This is a genomic window from Allofournierella massiliensis (genome assembly GCF_964241245.1).
GTDB lineage: Bacteria > Bacillota > Clostridia > Oscillospirales > Ruminococcaceae > Allofournierella > Allofournierella massiliensis.
Genome location: NZ_CAXSWZ010000007.1, coordinates 61850 through 79461, shown reverse-complemented (window position 1 = coordinate 79461; position 17612 = coordinate 61850). Strand labels below are relative to the sequence as shown.

The window sequence follows — 17612 nt, the reverse complement described above, 5'->3', positions numbered from 1 at the left end:
CGTTTCTCGCTTTTTATTATACGGAACTGCCGGGCGGGGCGCAAGCGGTCAGTCCCGCTGGGCAAGCCCCTCCAGAATGGAAAACCGGCGCAGCATGCGCAGCGAGACCAGCAGTGCCAAAGCGCTCACCGCCCCCACGCACACCACCGGGGTGAGCAGCGCCGCCGGGCTCAATGCGCTGGACAGCGGGATGCCCAGCATCCGATCCGCCAGAAGCCAGGCAAGCACAACTCCCGCCGGAAAGCCCCAAAGAATTCCCCGGACGCCATAGCCCAAACACTCCCAGGCCAGCATACGGGCCAGCTGGCGGCGGCTCATGCCTGCGGACAGCAGCAGCGATAACTCCCGCCGCCGCTGCAGCATACTGCTGCTGACGGTGCTCAGGATGTTGGCCGCACTGGTGAGCAATACCACCGCCGCGAAGCCACCGCAGAACACCGTGAGCAGAATACGCACCCCGCTGCCCAGCAAAACTGTCTGACCGGTGGGGGTGTAGTCCTGAATCTCATACGTCAGCCCGCACCCGGCCAGAACCGGCGCCACCACTTTGGTAACGGCGCGGCCGTCATCCGCATCCCAATAAACCGCATAGCTGCGAACCTCTCCCTGTGCAAAGGAGATGCCGCTGGCTTCAAAGGCGCTGCGGCTGGTGACCAGTACCAGTGTGGACCGGTCATCTTCCGCACCTTTCTGCCGGATGCCGTTCGGCAGCGGCGCGTCACTGGCACCGGCCACCACCATTTGCGGCCCGGCGAAGCTCCAGAGCAGTGTTTCCTCCCCCAGCTCCTCCGGCGAAAGGTCGGAAGCGTCCTTCGCCCAAACCACCGGTACGACACCCTGCTCGCCGGTCAACGGCTGACCGTACCAACGTTCAAAATCCTCGTCCTCCAGTACGATCTGAAGGGTATTGACCATGCGTTCCTCCCGCACTCCGTAAAATTTTTCCACCAGCTCGGTCACGGTGCCCGGTCTGTCCGGAACCGCTCCGGCCAGCTGCTGCAACAGTTCGGCGGGATATTGGGCGTTTTCGTCCCCCCAGAGGTAGACCCTGTAAGAAAAAGGTGCGTGGCTCACATCATAGTTGCGCACCAGCGCCTGATTGAAGGTGAAAGCCATGAAAATCAGGGCTGCGCTGACCGCAAGGCCCAGGCTCAGCACCCGGTAGCGGCCGGGGGCCCGCTGCCGGGCTCGCTTTGCCAGCAGGCGTACCGCATCTGCCGGGGTGCGGCTGCCCTTTCCTTTGGGTGCGCATTGCAGCTGGGGCCGCATGGCCTGCATGGGCGAAAGCCGCGCCGCCCGCCGGGCCGGGCCCCAGGCGGCCAGCAGCAGCGCCAGCGCACACCAGAGCGCCGCCGCGGCAAGGCGACCGGCCTGCACCGCCAGTCGAATGCCCTGCCCGTTGGTGATGGTCTGGATGCCCTGGGTCTGGTTCATGGCAAAGAAGCCCACCCGCAGCCCCAGCATTGCAAACAGCATTCCCAACGGGATGGCCACCACGCCAAGCAGGGCCGCCTCCAGCAGTACGCTGGCCCGCAGCTGGGCCGGGGTGGCCCCCACGCTGGCCAGCTGGCCCAGCGCCCGGGTGCGCCGCTCCAGCGAGAGCCAGAACCCGCCCCGGATCATCAGCGCGGTGCCCGCCAGCAACACGCACAGCAGCAGCTTCACCGCCGCCAGCGCAACCAGCGCGAACTCGCTGTAATATTCCACATTCAGGGTATACACCAGAGAATCGCCTCCCAGCAGCACCGCACTCAGCAGCACCGCACTCAGCAGCACACTCAGAAAGGCGAACCCGGTGCTCACCTTCCCGCGCAGCAGCTGGCGCACCGTGACCGACCAGATGGCTCTCATGGACGGATCACCTCGTCTCTCTGCAGACGGCCGTCCCCGATCACCAAAATCCGCTGGGCCTGCTGGGCCAGCTCCCGGTCGTGGGTGATCATCAGAATGGTCTGACCGGTGCCCTTGTGGATGGCCCGCAGCAGCTCCATCACCTGGGCGGTGTTGGCTCCGTCCAGATTACCTGTGGGCTCATCCGCCAGCAGCAGGGCGGGCCGGGTAATGAGCGCCCGCCCCAGGCTCACCCGCTGCTGCTGCCCGCCGGACAGCTGGTCCGGGAAGGCATCCAGCTTGCCCTCGATGCCCAGCTGCTCCACGATACCCTCCAACTGACTCGGCGCCGGGCGGCGGCCATCCAGCAGCAGGGGCAGCAACAGGTTTTCCTTTACGGTGAGCAGCGGGATCAGGTTATAAAACTGATACACCAGCCCGATCTGACGGCGGCGAAACACCGCCAGCGTCTCGTCCGGCTGGCCTGCCAGATCCATACCGCTCAGCCGCACGCTGCCGCTGGTGGGCCGGTCCACCCCGCCCAGCAGATGCATCAGGGTGGATTTGCCGGAGCCGGACGGCCCCACGATGGCCACAAACTGGCCCTTTTCCACGGTAAAATTCACATCGTCCAGGGCTTTCACCTGATTTGCCCCGGTTCCATAGACTTTTGTCAGATGTTCCACTTCCAGAAACGGCAAGCGGACCACCTCCTTTCCTGCCCAAAGAATACCCCGCTCCGGTGACAGGCCGGTGACACCCCGCTGACAGTTTTGTCACCGGAACAGCCGCAGCCGGAACAGGGGCCCTTCCGGGGTGTTTTCGGCGGTCACGTCCCCCTGCTGGCCCCGGGCGATGCTGCGGGCCAGCGGCAGACCGATGCCCACGCTGCCCGGGCTGGCAGCGGCTCCCCGCCAGAACCGTTCAAATAAATGGGGCATATCCTCCGGCAGAATGGCTGGCCCGGTGTTCTGCACCCGGAATTCGGAATACAGCGCCTGCGGGCTGTATTCCACCCGTACTGTGCCGCCTGCCGGGGTGTGCTCGGCGGCGTTTTTCAACAGATTCGCCAGCGCCTCGGCGGTCCATTCCAGATCGCAGACGCAGGCCAGCTGTTCCGGGCAATCCACCTGAAGCTCCACATTCCGTTTCAGATACAGCCCGGCCAGACCGCCCGCCGCCCGCTGGATCACCTGCCGGGCGGGCAATTTCCTCTTTTCAAAGGGAACCACCCCTGCATCCAGCCGGGAAAGGCGCAGCAGAGACTCCACCAGCCAGCGGATGCGGTCCGCCTGCGTTTCGATCTGGGCAAGGCCCTCCACAGCCTCGCCGGGCGGCAGCTCCTCCCGCAGAAAGTCACATTGCAGCAGAATGGCCGAAAGGGGCGTGCGCAGCTGATGGGCAATATCGCTCAGGCTGTCCGCCAGAAAGCGCTTGTCCGCCTTCAGAGCCGATGCCTGCTGCTGCAAAATACTGGTAATTTTGTACAGGTCATCCTGCAGCGCACTCAGCTCTCCCGGCGTCTGGCCGCTGAGCCGGGGCGGCTGACCCCCGGTGTACACCTGGGCCAGATATTCCGACAGCTGTGCAATCCGCCGGTAGCGCCGCAGGGTATACACCGCGGCCAGCGCCGTGAGCGCCCCGCCCAGAAGCAGCGCGGCGACTATGCCGGGCACACCCCAGGCAAGGCCCTGCCCGATGGCCGCAGCCCCCGTCAGGGCCAGCATAACAGCCAGCATCCGGTAAAATTCTCTGCTATGCATCCGGCTCCTCCTCCCAGCGGTAGCCAAGGCCCCGTACTGTGGCGATGTGCCAGCCGCAGCCGCCCGCCAGTTTTTCCCGCAGACGCTTCACGGTGACGGTGAGGGTGTTGTCGTTCACAAAATTGCCCTCCTGATCCCACAGCGCCTGCAACAGCTGCCCCCGCTCCAGAATCTGGCCGGGGTTCGCAAGAAACACCAGCAGCAGCCGGTATTCCTGCGCGGTAAGCGGAATCTGGTTTTCACCCACAAAGGCGCGGGCACTGCGCCGATCCACCGTGAGCGCACCAAAGCGCAGCAGCTCCGGCCCCTTTCGGCGGCGCAGCACCGCCTTGATCCGGCTGAGCAGTTCTCCGGCCCGGAAGGGCTTGATGATGTAATCGTCTGCCCCCTGCTCCAGCGCCCGGATCACACTGGCCTCGTCCGCCCGGGCAGTGAGGATCAGAATGGCGGCGTCGCCCTGCCCGCGCAGTGCATGGCAGACCGTTTCCCCGCTGCCGTCCGGCAGACCCAGATCCACCAGCGCCGCGTCGAAGGGCGTTTTTTCAATTTGTTCCAGCGCGGCGGCCACACTGGCCGCTGCCGCGACCTGCCATCCCTGCCGCTCAAGCAGCTTTTTCAGCGGCAGCACGATGGCCGCCTCATCCTCCACCAGAAGAATCCTCACCGGCTTCCCCACCTTTTTTCCGTTTGTTTCATTATATCGAAAAACTGTCCTTTTCGGGTGACAGACCCGTCACTTTCCCGCATTTCCGCCGCACAAAAAAAGCTGCGCCGGTCTGCGTTGTCTGCAAACCGGCGCCGCCGTTTTTCCTGATTCAGCCCGCCAGAGCGTAAATGAGAATGCCTGCCAGAATCATGGCCAGTGCAATACACTTTTTCCGGCTGAGCTTTTCCTTGAAGATGGTTACGCCGAACACCGTCACATACAGGTAGCTGGTGGCTTCCAGCACCGGGCCCAGGCTCATGGGTATTCCCTTATAGGCCAGAATGCTTAGAAGGGTGCAGCCCACAAAGATGCCGTAGCCCAGGATCACCCGCCAGTCCAGATATTCCATGATAAAATTTTTATGCGGGCGCATGGCCGCCTTTTTCAGCAGCACCTGAGAAATCGCCGCCAGGAACACCCCCAGCAGATAGATCAGCGCGTACAGCGGCTGGATGGTATCACTCATGGCGTTTTTCCTCCCCGTCGGCTTTTACAAACAGCACCACACCGGCCACGATTACGGCCGCACCGATCAGCTTACCGGGGGTGATGGATTCATGGAAGAACACCGCTCCCCACAAAATCCCCCATACCACCGTGACCGCCTTGTTGGCGAAGGCCAGCGTGAGAGGCAGCCGCTTGATCACCTGCTGCCAGCCCACGGCGTAGATGACCATAATGGCCATCATGCCGCAGTAAAAGGCAATGTATTTCCAGCTCAGAAAGGGCTGGGCGGCAGCATTTTTGCTGAAAAAGCCACTGAGGGAATAGATTCCCAGCAGAACATGAAGCCCGATCAGGGTAAGGGCGTAGGAATTGTGTTGTTTCATGGGCATGCTCCGTTCTTTACTTCTGCATCTGATTGTGATACAGAAGGTTGTTGCCCTGTGCGTCGCACACCTTCACCTGCTCGTACAGCTGCCGGGTCAGCGCATCCAGCTCCTCCCGCCGATCCGCCGTCAGATAATAGCGCACTGCGTAGGGCTTTGCCCCCACCCCATGTCCGATGGTCTCACCCGGCTGATAATAAATCAGCGATTCCGCCACGCCGGGCAGCTTTGCCGCCGCTTCGGCCGCGCTCACATCTGCCACTGTACCCTCATAGCCGTGGAAATACAACCCCGCGCTGAAGCGGGAGAAGTGAGGATCATGAGCGTCGAACATTTCTTTCAAAGCAGCTTCATCATACACATAGTTCAGCAGCAGCTGCTCCACACTCATGCCGCCTGCATAGGTGACCAGTTCGTGCTCGTATCCGAACATCCGCCCGGCAATCTCGCACACCTGCACCCCCTGCCCGGGTGTGTAGAAAAACTGCATGGACAGCGGACCGGTGGTGATGCCCACAAAATCCGCCACCTTTTTCACAATGGCCATCGCCTCATCCTTCACCTCATCGGTGAAACGACTGGGATACACAATGCGGCTCACATGGGGGATGTCACCCTCGATCTCGTGGGATTTTTCCCGATCCGCAATGCTCAACAGCCGAAGCTGGCCATCCACCATCCAGGTCATCATATTAAATTCATAGCCTTGGTTGTATGTCTCAGCCAGAATGTAGTCAAAGCTGGAATAGGACGCGGTGGTGGAAAAATGACTGCGGATTTCTTCTGCGCTGTTCACCACATAGATTCCCCGGGAACCATAGCCGTTGGCCGGCTTGATCACACAGGGCAGGCCCACTGCGTTCAGCTCTTCGTCCGCAAAGTCGGCATTCAGGCGAATACTGGTGGGCGTGGGCACACCCAACTGACGGAACATCTCCTTCATCAGGGGCTTTTCCCGCAGATAACGGATTTTTTCCGGGGTGCAGTAACACTTCAGTCCCGCTTTGGCAGCAATATTTACCAGGCATTCAGCCAGCAGATCTGAGAAGGATGCGATGATGCCATCCGCCTGCTCTGCCCGGCACATGTCGGCCACCCCGTCAATGTCCCGCACGTCGATGGTATAGGCCTTATCCGCAAAGGCTTTGGCAGGGCCGTTTTCGTAGCCGTCGCACACAATGGTGTAGATGCCCTGGCGGCGAGCCAGCTTTACAAGTTCCACAAATTCATCCATGGAGCCCAACACGACCAGTCGATGCTGTGTCATTTTTCTTCCTCCTTATGCTTGGCGGCAGCACCCACGTTGCACTGGGTGCGCACCACATACTGCGGCTGCTTGTTGGCGATCATGAACATGCGACCCACATACTCGCCCACAAGGCCCAGACAGATCAGATTGATGCCTGCTGCCAGCAGGATCACCACCATCAGCGAGCTCCAGCCGGTCATCACGGTGGGATCCATCAGCTTGCGCACAATCACAACCAGCGCGCTGATCAGGCCCGCAGCGCCGAACAGTGCCCCGCACACCAGCGAAAACCGCAGCGGCAACACCGAAAAGTTGGTGGAGGTACTCCACAATCGGATCAGACTTTTCAAATTATAGCCGGACTGACCAACCTCCCGATCAAAATGCTGCAATTCCACGTTGCCCACATTTTTGGTAATACGCATCAGCAGGCCGGACATGTGCGGGTAAGGCCCCATGTACTCGATGGCATGGCGGCATACAAAAGCCTTGGCCACCCAGAAGCTGCTTGTATGCAGTCCCTTGGGGCGACCGGTAAGTACCTGCATGGTCCATCCCTCAAAACGGGAACCCAGATTGCGAAACCAGTTGTGGTGCTTTTGAGGATACCAACCATATACCACATCGTAACCGCCGTTCCGGATCGTGTCCAGCAGCTTGCCGAACTGGGACGGATGGGTCTGCAAATCATCGTCCATACTCAGCACATAATCGCCGGTCACATAATGCAGCGCCGCCATCAGGGCACTGTGCTGACCGAAATTTCGGCTGAAATCCACACCCTTTACCTTGGGATCTTCTGCGCACAGAGCCTGAATCTGGGCGAAGGTGCCGTCGGTGGAACCGTCGTTCACCAGAACAAATTCATAATCATAGCCCAGCCGCAGAAGCTCTTCTCTGGCCAGATGCACCGCCTTGGCGATGGTTTTTTCCGAATAATAACAGGGAACGATCACAGAGATCTTGCATGTTTGTTCCATTTTCATATCGTCCTGCCCGCCGGCAGAACATCTCCTCCCAACCATATGCCGGCCGCCGGGCTTGTTGCCGCGTACCGTTTACATAAAATATCCTTTGTTCAGGATAAACAAAACAATATACTGCACCCCGCAGAAGGTGTGCCATAAGAACAGAACCGCACCCGCTGCGGCAATTCCCCTGCCCCAAAGCCTTTGCTTCAGCCAGGGCCAGTCCTCCACCAGTCGGATCACACTGACCGCGAACAGATAGACCATGACCATCTGAACACCCCAGCTGAAATTTCCGTCACCTGCGCGCTCACCGGTTTCGGCCAGGCAAAGATGTTCCAGATAGGCCACCCCGGCAATGGCCCAGGCAAAGCCATACTTCCGGTCCTTGAACACCTGGGGTACACTGAATGCCAGAACCAGCAGCGGAAACGCCAGCGATTGCAGAATAGCGCAGACAGGCCTTCTGGCCCAGACGATAATCTCCATACCAAGAGCGAAGGTGATACCGCTCTCTTCCCCTGCCGGCGCATTGGTAAACGACACCATAAACTGCCACCCGATCACCACCAGACTTGGGATAACCGTGACCGCAAGCGCCGCCAGCTTCCAGAATCCCTTTCCCCGATGTCGGCACAAATCGAACAACAGAAAAAAGGCGATAGCCGGCTCCACACTCATGGCCAGATTGGGCTTGATCCATGTGGCCACTGTGAGAAGAGCGCAGAAAAGCAGCAACTTTTTTGTTGGCAGTGGCGCGCCCAGATCCTCCATCTGTTCACAGATGGAAAGGTATACCAGCACCAGTGCCATCAGCATGGTCTTGATTCCCAGCAACGTGGGGTTGTGCCACACACCACCTGCCTGCACCCCAAGCACACGATAGGGGTTCAACCAGGGCAGAAAGATCGGATCCACACAATAGCAGGCAATGCCCAGAACCGAAGACAACAGCACATTTTTGATCGGACTGTGGCGGCGGAAGAATAACCCGCACAGCCACACACCCGTCAGCACCATTGCCACCAGAAAAAGTACAATGGGCAGATCGGAATGCCACAGTCCGTCCATGATCCGATAAAGAATGGTAAACAGAGAATATTCCCTGCCCTGGGGGTTGCGGGCCGAGGTAAGATGCTGCGCAAAATCTCCCGCCAGTGGATCCGCCGCCTGGATCAGCAGCATACGGGCTACCACCGCCCCCAGCAAAGCATACAGCAGAGCTACAACACCGTACTGACTGCGCACCCGGCGCCGACTCTCTATGGTTTGCATGATTCCCTCCGCCTTATTTCCAGAAAGACAGGACTGACCGGATCACCGTGTTCCGATCCTCTTCAGTCAGCCCGTAATACAGGGGCAGACGCACCAGGCGCTCGCTCTCTCTGGTGGTGTACACATCCTCACCGGAAAATACACCGAACTTCAGGCCCGCCGGCGCAGAGTGCAGCGGAATATAGTGGAACACAGCCAGAACACCATTGTCCTTCAGATGCTGGATAAATGCAGTGCGTTCCTCCAGATCATGCAGCTTGAGCCAGAACATGTGGGCGTTGTGCACGCAGCCCTCGGGCAGGGCAGGCAGCTCCACCTTTCCGGCCTGCTCCAGGGGAGCAAACGCCTCGTAATAGGCGTTCCAGCTGGCCAGCCGGTCGTTGTTGATCCGGTCTGCCTCCAGCAGCTGGGCATACAGGTAGGCGGCATTCATCTCGCTGGGCAGGTAGCTGGAGCCGTAATCCACCCAGGTATATTTGTCCACCTGACCGCGGAAGAACTTGGCCCGGTTGGTGCCCTTCTCCCGCAGAATCTCGGCCCGCTCGTTGTATTCCGGATCCCGGATCAGCAGCGCGCCGCCCTCGCCCATGGAATAGTTCTTGGTCTCATGGAAGGAGAAGCAGCCGAAGTCACCGATGGTGCCCAGAGCGTTTCCCTTATAGGTGCTCATCACACCCTGAGCCGCATCTTCCACCACCTTCAGGCCGTGGCGGCGGGCAATGTCCATGATGGTGTCCATCTCGCAGGCCACACCCGCGTAGTGCATGGCGCAGATGACCTTGGTTTTATCGGTGATGGCAGCCTCGATTTTCGTTTCGTCGATGTTCATGGTATCCGGGCGAACATCCACAAACACCAGCTTTGCGCCGGCAAGCACAAAGGCAGTGGCGGTGGACGAGAAGGTGAAGCTGGGCAGAATCACCTCATCGCCGGGCTCCAGATCGCACATCAGGGCGGCCATTTCCAGCGCGGTGGTACCGCTGGTGGTGAGCAGCACCTTCTGGGCGCCGAAGCGGTTTGCCAGCCATGCGTTGCACTCCTTGGTGAAGGGGCCGTCGCCACAGATCTTGTGGTTTTCAATGGCTTTTTTCACATAGTCCAGTTCCGTTCCTACCAGCGGGGGCACATTAAACGAAATCATACTTTAAAACTCCCTTATGTTATTCATCCGGGGTGCCGGAGCGCTCCGGTATTCGCTGTTTTTTCGGTGTTCGCTGTTCACACCAGTCGTTCGCTTTCCATAATTTTCCCGTCCTGCTGCCAGAGCAGGGTGAAGGTCAGCTCCTGCGGCTCGGCCCAGTCCAGATACAGGCCGGCGGTGAATTCGCCGTTTTCGCCCCGCACCAGCCGGTAGCAGCGGTTTTTACCGTCCGCACGGCTCGCCCTGAGCCATAGCGCCCCATCAGAGGGAAGACCTTTGGCCTTCCCTCTTGTTGTATACCAGCCGCTGCGGCTGGTGGGCGCGTTCTGCAGGGGTTGCATCTCCCATTCGATCGGCTTTCTTTCTTCACTTTGCATGGGCGGCGTGATCTTGAGCGCCCAGAAATCGCCCAGATCCTTTGCGGAACTCAGCGCCGCTTCCGGTTCATAGTGCTGCTGCACATACCGGAGAATCCGCTCCGGCTCGTAATCATCGGCCAGAAGCACGTTTTCATTTTCCACAAGCGCCCGCATGGGATTTTGAATTCCCATAGCCGCCCGACTTTTTTTCATATAAGGGCTATGCTCGTGGTAACCGCCCAGAATCGTATTGTGGGAAAAGAAATCCCGTTCGGGCAGTGCCGTCAGACCGTAGGCCTGCTGCACACGATTGTAGGCGCTGTAAATGTTCCAGACATACACATGCTCCTCATCGGTGGCGGCAATATCCACCGACTGCACACCGGTGGTTCCGCTCTCGATGGTATTCACCCGCGGCATGGCCAGCCGGTTCGCCACGCGGGCCACGCTCACTGCGCTGCAAAGCAGGAATACCGCCGCACCCGCAACAATACCACCCCTGCGCAGCCAGCCGGGGATACCTCTGTGCTGCCGAATTCCCAACAGCACCGCAGTAAACAACGCGGCGGCAAACACCGCTTCCATCACCCGCTCGGGCAGATTCCCCATCCAGAGCAGACCCAGACAGATCACAAGGCTGCCGGCGCCCGTGCACAGAATTGCAACGCGGCGCCGCCAGTCCCCCAGCAGGAACAGAATTCCTCCCACCAGGCAAAAGCCCAGAAAGCTCTTCACCTGAAACGGCAGTTTCACCAGAAACGGAATTGCCTGCCCCGAAACAAACTCTGCGGGGGCTGGTTTTTCCGCACGCAAATCCGCCAGCCGGTTCATCCGGTCTGCATCGAAGAACTCCGGGTCTGCAAAACTCTGGTGTTCCATGCACCAATAGTCGTTTTCCGTGAATCCGGCGCTTTCCAGCGCCCGCTGGTTTTTCTCCCAGCCACCGGTGGAATAATCCACAAAGAAAGAGCGGTCGTCGCTGAAGGATTTGAACGCCGCCCATTCCGGCTGGCTCCAGAAGGCCAGCTGGGCCCCCTGCGCCACCGCAGTGATCAGCACGCAGCCGACCAGCGCCATAATCCCCCGGCGATTTTTCACCACGCCGGACAGAGCTGCCTTCCAGTCCGCCAAAGTTTTCATGCGGCACAGGAGCGAATAGAGGATCAGCACCAGTGCAAAGGGGGCAACCAGCAGCGCCGCTTTGGGCCGCCACAGATATCCCATGCACCAGAACAGCAGCCCGCCCCGGAAGGCCCATCGCCCTGCCCGCTTCCATGTATACAGCGCCAGCAGAGCAAGCGCCGCCGCGGCCCAGAGCCCGGCATTGCGGGTGAAGTTTGTCTCCACCATACACACATGCCAGAACAGGAACTTGAACAGGCCGTCCACCGTGAGCGCCAGCCCGGCGGGCAGGAACAGAAAAGCGGTATAGGTGAATGCGGCAAAAGCCAGCACGGTAAAGACCCATCGCAGCCAGAAATACCAGTTTACCGTGGTGCTGACAAGCCCCAGCCCCTTGATGAGAAAGCCCAGCAGGATATTCACAAAATTGATCTGCCCGCTCGGGTCAAAGCAGCCGCTGAGAACCAGCGAAATATCCCAGTCATCGTGCGGCCAGCTGGAGGGGCTGGCAAACAGACTCAGTACCCCGAAGGCCAGCGCAAGCCCCAGGCTCAGCAGTACCAGCCGGCGTTTCTGCTGTGGGGTTGTGTCATTCTGCGCCATGTGCAGTTCTCCTTCTACAATCTTCTTCCTAATATAACGCCGCCGCGGCTCAATTCACTTCAGCGTGCCGCCGGCAGCAAGCCTGCGCAGCTGGATTTCCACATCTTTTCAGGGCAGCTTGTAAAACGTGCCGCTTTCGGTCTCGGTGCGTTCCACACCCGACTGGAGCAGCATCTCCTTGATATATCCCTCCGGCAGGCTTTCCGCCGAGGTGTCGGCCCGGTTGGAAAAGCCGGTCTTTTCCTGGGCGATGAACACATACTCCGGCACCAGATTCGGGTTCTTTTCGTAGAAAATTCGATTCTGCTCGTCGCCCACATCGTTGATCCAGGGAGTAGGGGCACACACCACATAGTCATTCAGCATATAAGCATAGGGCAGAATATCCAGCACCAGCAGCTTTGCGCCGGCGGGCACATTGGCCGCCACATCCCGCAGCACGCCCTCATAGGCCTCGGCCTTTTCCGGCTCCAGCCACAGGCCGGTCATAATGCCCTCGCTCACCCGCACGGTGCAGCGGGCCGGGTTGCCGAAGGAATCATAGAAAAAGCGCATGTAGCCCAGCTGCACCGGCAAAAGCAGCGCCAGCGCCACCGCCAGCAGCCGCCGCAAAGCCAGCTCCGGCCGCCGGGGCCGGCAGGCAGCCAGCCACTGGCCCAGCCAGACCAGCTCGCCCAGCACACAGAAGAAAAAGCCGTAGCTGCCGTTCACCACGCCCAGATCCGAGCCGTAAAACACGCCCATCGCATACAGCATGCCGGTTACGCAGAGGGTCAGGCCGGGCAGGATGTCCCTGGGCCAGCACAGGCAGAGCACCGCCGGCCACAGAAGGCCGGGGATGAACCACTTCATGTTGCTGTAAAACTTTTCGCCCCGGGGCAGCATCACAAGGCCCAACACGGCCACCGCAAACACCAGCACCGCCAGCGCCACCCACGCCGCCCGGGGCAGCGTTTTGCCCCGGCACACCGCCAGCCGCGCCGCACCGCAGAGCACCCACAGCGCACCGCAGGCCAGAATGATGGCAGTCCCGTACCACCAGCGGCAGCTGGCCAGCCAGCTGATGATCTCGGCCACAATGCCACCGCTGCCCTGATGGGCACTGTCCGCGATCAGCAGATTGCCGAAATTCTCCAGATAAACGCTGAGGGGCGCACGGATCAGAAGCTCCGCCGCAAACACGGCGAACACCGCCGCCCCGCCCAGGCAGAACCAGCCGAAGGAGCGCAGCCGCCGCCCCGCCGGATACTGAACCAGCAACAGCAGGCAGACCGGCACCAGCACGATCATGGGCGGGTAGGCCTCCAGCGCCATTGCAAAGCAGGCCCCGGCCAGAACGGCAGGCCACCAGCCGCCCTGCCGTGCGCCAAACAGCGCCAGCAGCACGAACAGCAGCGTGAAGTGCATGCCCAGAGAGTTATAGGAAAAGGTATTCAGATTCAGCGGCGTGAACAGCAGCGCCAGCAGCGCGCCGAAGGCCGCCCAGTTGCGGGTGGTAAACCGGCACAGCAGAAAAAACGCTGCCGCGCTCACTGCACACTCAAGCCCGATGTAGCACAGCCGCAAAAACAGATAGACTCCATCCCATCCGCCGGTAAGCCCGTGGAACAACGCCGCCAGCGGCATGAAAATCATGGAACTGAACTGGGTTGCGCCCCAGATCTCCGCCGTGGGAATCCAGCCCTGCAAATACGAGTATGCCTGCGTGAGGAAATAGCTCTCCTCCTCGCCCGCGATGCAGAACCGCGCCCGCCAGACCAGCCCGGCCGCTGCCGCGGCCCAGGCCAGCCAAAACCAGTTTCGGCATATCCAGCTGCGTTGTTTCGTCATAATGTAACAATACCTCTTTTAAATAGTCATAAAAAGTCAGTGTAAGTATAGCACAGTCCCCTTTCCTTGTAAACCTTGGCCCCGGCAGCTCTTGCATTCCGCCAGCAAATGGGGTATACTGTATCTAAATTGATTCTTCTGCAAAAAGGGGGGCCATTTTATGTCTGATCCTACCGCTGTATTCTCCATTTATGATGACCGCGACCGGGAGATCCGTGCCGTTGTGCAGGAGGTCTACGACGCACTGAAGGAAAAGGGTTACAACCCCATCAACCAGCTGGTGGGCTATATCCTGTCCGAGGACCCCACCTATATCACCACCTATAAAAACGCCCGCTCGCTGATCCGCCGTGTGGACCGCGACGATCTGCTGCAGGCGCTGGTTCGCAATTACGTCAATCCCTGATCCTTCAAACCGGTTCCGTGCCGCGCACGGGGCCGGTTTTTCCTTTTTGCCCGGGCTTTGCAAAGCCCGGGCTTTTTGTTATACTATAAGCTGTATTATTGTGTGCGAAAGCAGGAAGACTTTCGCCGGTCAAAAGTGAGGTGCCTTGTATGGCGGCTGTGCGCGTTCTGCACTGCGTGGCCGGTCTGGCCCACGGCGGCTACGAAAGCCTGATCATGAATCTGTATCGCTGCATCGACCGGGACGCGGTGCAGTTCGATTTTGTAAGCTCCTTTCCCGGTGTGTACGAAAGCGAGATCGAAGCGCTGGGCGGTGTGATCCACCGCATCCCCTTCATCACCCAGAAGGGCCCCTTCGTCTACACCCATGCGCTGGACAGGGTGCTGGCTCAAAGCCCCCGCTATTCCATTGTGCATTCCCACATGGACAAATTCAGCGGCCTTGTGATGCGGCAGGCAAAAAAGGCCGGCATTCCGGTGCGCATTGCCCACAGCCACAACACCCGGAACGAGGGGGGGCTGGCCTTCCAGGTGGTGAAGGACTACTACGGAAACATGGTGCTGCCCAACGCCACCCATCTGTTCGCCTGCTCCCGGGCGGCGGCAGACTGGATGTTCGGCCCTGAGGCAAACCGGGCGCACATTCTGCTCAACGGCATCGACCCGAAGCGTTTCGCAGTGAACGAGATGGCCCGGGCCAGCGTGCGGGAGGAGTTCGGCCTTTCGGACGAATGCCTGGTGTTCGGCCATGTGGGCCGGTTCACCCCCCAGAAGAACCACGACCGCATTCTGGATATCTTTGCCCTCATCCACAAGCAGGCTCCCGGCAGCGCCCTGCTGCTGGCGGGCACCGGCCCTCTGCTGGACGAAATGCGCCAGAAGGCCGCCCGGCTGGGCCTTGCCGACTGCGTACATTTTCTGGGCAGCCGGGAGGATATTCCCCGCCTTTTGCAGGGCATGGACGGCTTTCTGTTCCCCTCCCTGCACGAGGGGCTGCCGGTGACTCTGGTCGAGGCGCAGGCGGCCGGCCTGCCCATAACCGCGGCCACCACCATCACCAGTGAAGTCTGTATAACCCCGCTGGTAAAGCAGCTTGCACTGGAAAGCAGCGATGAGGTCTGGGCAAGAACCGCCCTGGAACAGGCAATGGAAAACCTGCCGGTGCGTTCTTCTCCCCGGCAGCAGATCGCCGCGGCGGGATACGATATCCGCCAGACTGCCGCCTGGCTGACCAATTTTTATCTGGGCCTTGCCCAAAGCTATGACCCAACCGCAGGAGGACCCCGCTCATGAATCAGACCCCCCTCGTTTCAGTGGTGGTGCTGGTGTACAACACCGGCGACTATCTGCTGCCCTGCCTGGAAAGCATCGCCGCCCAGAGCTACCGCAATCTGGAGGTGCTGATGATCGACAACGGCAGCCAGGACGGCTCCGGCCAGGTGTGCGATGACTTTGCCTTGCGGGACAGCCGCTTTCGCACCATTCATCAGGAAAACCTGGGCATCATCGGCGGCCGGGGCACCGGTGTTTCCCACAGCCGTGGCGAATACATCAGCTTTGTGGACGGCGATGACCTGCTGCATCCCGAAATGGTGCGGTTTCTGCTGGAAGAGTGCCTTTCCACCACCCTGCCGGTGGCGGGCTGCCGCTTCATCCCCTTTTACGGCCCGGTACCTCAGCCGGAAAGCTGCCCGGAGGATTTTCTGGTACTGGAAAGCCCCGCCCATCTGGACGCCCTGATGCACGACAAGCGGGTGGAATACAGCCTTTGCAACAAGCTGTATGCCCGGAATCTGTTCGATGATGTGCCCTTTTATTCGCCGGTGGTATACAACGAGGACCTGTATCTGAACTGGAACATCCTGCAGCACGCCGGCGGCATGGCCTTTGTGGATTTTGTGGGCTACTATTACCGCCAGCATGCGGAATCCACCACGCACCGGCCCCTGCAGGAGCGGATGCTCACCGACCAGCTTTTCGTGGCCCGCACCATTCTGGATACCGCCCGCGGCGGCCCGCTGGAGGCCTCTGCCGAGGCATTTTACTATGAAAAGCTGCTGTATCTGAACAGCATGATTCTGCGTCAGGCCAACGCCCGGGATTTTGATTCCGAGCACAAGTCTCTGAAAAAAGAGATTCGCGCCGGGCTTGGCAGGGCGCTGAAAAACCGGCACCTTTCCCCCGCCATGAAGCTGGCGGCCATGCTCTCCTGCTGGGGCGGCATTTTCTACGCCGGGCTGTGCCGACTGATGCTCACCGACCGGCGCTGACCGGCCCTTTTTCGAGGTTTTTTCATGAAACTGCTTTGCATTCTGGACAGTGTGGAATTTCCCCTTGCCCCCACCCCGGCTATTGCCCGGCGGGCGGCGGCGCTGCTGGCGCAGCAGGGCCACACGGTGCATTTTCTGGAACTGTACGACGGCGAAACCCTGCCCGCCGAACTGCCCGGCTGCGGCCGGACGCTGCTGCCCTTTTCGGACGAGCGGGTGATGAACCGGGTGCTGGAATTCGGCAACCCGGGCGGCACCCCGGTGCCCCTGCGGCTGTTAAAGCTCTGCGCCCATCCGGCGGCAGCGCTGGCCGCGGTGCGGCAGATCGCCTTCAAAAAGCCCCGGCGCATCTCGGCGGCGAAAAAGGCCATCGAAGCGCTGGACGCCCGCTGCCATTTTGACGCGGCGGTGGCGGTGGCTGCTCCCTACGCGGGCAGCTTCGCCCTTGCCTCCGCCCGCTTCGGCGGCAAAAAGGCCAGCTGGCAGATGGACCCCTACGCGGCCAACCGCAGCTACAACGCTCCCGGCGCCTTCGACCGGGAAAAACAGCTGCTGGAAGCGCTGGACGCGGTGTTCATTGCCCCGGCCATGAAACAGTACTATGCCCCCGGCGCACCGCTGGAGCGTTTTGCAGGCAAGGCCCATGTGCTGGATTTTCCCAGCCTGGTGCCCCCGCCCGCCCCGCCTGCCGTTACCGGCAAAAGCAGCCGGCTGCGGTGTGTATTCGTGGGCAGTCTGTATCCCGAGCTGCGCACCCCTCACTATGCGCTGGAGCTGTTTTGCGCACTGAACGATCCGAATCTGGAGCTGGTATTCGTGGGCGGCGGCTGGGAGAACTATCCCGCCGATCTGCTGGAGCCCTACCGGAAGATTCTGGGCGACCGGCTGATCGTCACCGGCCCACTGCCCGCAAAACAGGCCGCAGAAGAACTGGCAAAGGCGAACGTACTGCTGAGCCTGGGCAACGGGGTGGACAACCAGGTGCCCAGCAAGATCTTTGAATACTTTGCGGCGGGCCGGCCGGTGCTGCATCTGGCCAAGCTGGAAAACGACCCCTGCCGCCCCTACTTTGACCGCTGGCCCCTTGCCCTGACCCTGCTGGAATCGGAGGGCACCGGGCCGGACGTGCTGGCCCGTCTTTCGGCGTTTTTAGCCGAAAAGGGGCGCTGCCGCCTGCCCTTTGAAGAGGCCGCGCGGCTGTTTGAATCCAATACGCCCCAGGCGGCGGCCCGCTGCCTGGAACAGACCCTTGGAGGCTGAA

At 60.4% G+C, this 17612-nt stretch carries 16 protein-coding genes; 4 read left to right on the top strand and 12 right to left on the bottom strand.

All coding sequences use genetic code 11. The features are described 5' to 3' along the window. Window positions 1-48 precede the first annotated feature (48 nt). From ACESYO_RS05585 to ACESYO_RS05530, 12 genes are all read right to left on the bottom strand, one after another. Entirely contained in the window at window positions 49-1851 is a 1803-nt protein-coding gene (locus ACESYO_RS05585; protein WP_373209498.1) for an ABC transporter permease, read from the bottom strand. Next, complete coding sequence (locus tag ACESYO_RS05580) at window positions 1848-2531, bottom strand: ABC transporter ATP-binding protein (RefSeq protein ID WP_058963267.1); 684 nt, start codon at window positions 2529-2531, stop codon at window positions 1848-1850. Before ACESYO_RS05580 ends, ACESYO_RS05585 begins: the two co-directional genes overlap by 4 nt. Window positions 2532-2606: 75 nt before the next feature. Continuing rightward, window positions 2607-3593, bottom strand: coding sequence for a sensor histidine kinase (locus ACESYO_RS05575; protein ID WP_373209497.1), 987 nt, complete (start codon window positions 3591-3593; stop codon window positions 2607-2609). Further along, on the bottom strand, window positions 3586-4257 hold the full coding sequence (locus ACESYO_RS05570) for a response regulator transcription factor (protein WP_276870687.1): 672 nt from the start codon (window positions 4255-4257) through the stop codon (window positions 3586-3588). Before ACESYO_RS05570 ends, ACESYO_RS05575 begins: the two co-directional genes overlap by 8 nt. A 151-nt stretch (window positions 4258-4408) precedes the next feature. Beyond that, entirely contained in the window at window positions 4409-4765 is a 357-nt protein-coding gene (locus ACESYO_RS05565; protein WP_373209496.1) for an EamA family transporter, read from the bottom strand. Continuing rightward, a complete protein-coding gene (locus ACESYO_RS05560) occupies window positions 4758-5129 on the bottom strand; it encodes an EamA family transporter (protein ID WP_058963263.1) in 372 nt (123 codons plus the stop codon). Before ACESYO_RS05560 ends, ACESYO_RS05565 begins: the two co-directional genes overlap by 8 nt. A gap of 16 nt (window positions 5130-5145) precedes the next feature. Continuing rightward, window positions 5146-6396: an ATP-grasp domain-containing protein gene (locus ACESYO_RS05555; RefSeq protein ID WP_346672739.1), complete on the bottom strand. Its 1251-nt coding sequence runs from the start codon at window positions 6394-6396 to the stop codon at window positions 5146-5148. After that, window positions 6393-7358 carry a glycosyltransferase family 2 protein gene (locus ACESYO_RS05550; protein WP_172733323.1) on the bottom strand — a complete coding sequence of 322 codons (966 nt, stop codon included), beginning with the start codon at window positions 7356-7358 and terminating at the stop codon, window positions 6393-6395. Before ACESYO_RS05550 ends, ACESYO_RS05555 begins: the two co-directional genes overlap by 4 nt. 78 nt (window positions 7359-7436) lie before the next feature. Further along, a complete protein-coding gene (locus ACESYO_RS05545; RefSeq protein ID WP_373209495.1) occupies window positions 7437-8621 on the bottom strand; it encodes a hypothetical protein in 1185 nt (394 codons plus the stop codon). Between the two features lie 13 nt (window positions 8622-8634). After that, window positions 8635-9762: a dTDP-4-amino-4,6-dideoxygalactose transaminase gene (rffA, locus tag ACESYO_RS05540; RefSeq protein ID WP_373209494.1), complete on the bottom strand. Its 1128-nt coding sequence runs from the start codon at window positions 9760-9762 to the stop codon at window positions 8635-8637. A 77-nt stretch (window positions 9763-9839) separates the two neighbouring features. After that, complete coding sequence (locus ACESYO_RS05535) at window positions 9840-11846, bottom strand: hypothetical protein (RefSeq protein WP_373209493.1); 2007 nt, start codon at window positions 11844-11846, stop codon at window positions 9840-9842. A gap of 108 nt (window positions 11847-11954) precedes the next feature. After that, window positions 11955-13676: a hypothetical protein gene (locus tag ACESYO_RS05530; RefSeq protein ID WP_373209492.1), complete on the bottom strand. Its 1722-nt coding sequence runs from the start codon at window positions 13674-13676 to the stop codon at window positions 11955-11957. Between the two features lie 160 nt (window positions 13677-13836). Here ACESYO_RS05530 and ACESYO_RS05525 point away from each other — a divergent pair, with 160 nt between their 5' ends. The 4 genes from ACESYO_RS05525 to ACESYO_RS05510 all read left to right on the top strand — a co-directional run bounded on the left by ACESYO_RS05525 (window position 13837) and on the right by ACESYO_RS05510 (window position 17611). Next, window positions 13837-14082 (top strand): IreB family regulatory phosphoprotein, encoded by a 246-nt coding sequence (locus ACESYO_RS05525; RefSeq protein ID WP_058963256.1) that lies wholly within the window; start codon window positions 13837-13839, stop codon window positions 14080-14082. 149 nt (window positions 14083-14231) lie between these two features. Beyond that, window positions 14232-15374, top strand: coding sequence for a glycosyltransferase family 1 protein (locus ACESYO_RS05520; RefSeq protein WP_373209491.1), 1143 nt, complete (start codon window positions 14232-14234; stop codon window positions 15372-15374). Continuing rightward, the gene (locus ACESYO_RS05515) at window positions 15371-16351 is read left to right on the top strand and encodes a glycosyltransferase family 2 protein (RefSeq protein ID WP_373209490.1); all 981 of its coding nucleotides are present in this window, start codon (window positions 15371-15373) and stop codon (window positions 16349-16351) included. The genes ACESYO_RS05520 and ACESYO_RS05515 overlap by 4 nt, the downstream gene beginning before the upstream one ends. Window positions 16352-16375: 24 nt before the next feature. Beyond that, the gene (locus tag ACESYO_RS05510) at window positions 16376-17611 is read left to right on the top strand and encodes a glycosyltransferase (protein ID WP_373209489.1); all 1236 of its coding nucleotides are present in this window, start codon (window positions 16376-16378) and stop codon (window positions 17609-17611) included. Window position 17612: the final 1 nt, after the last annotated feature.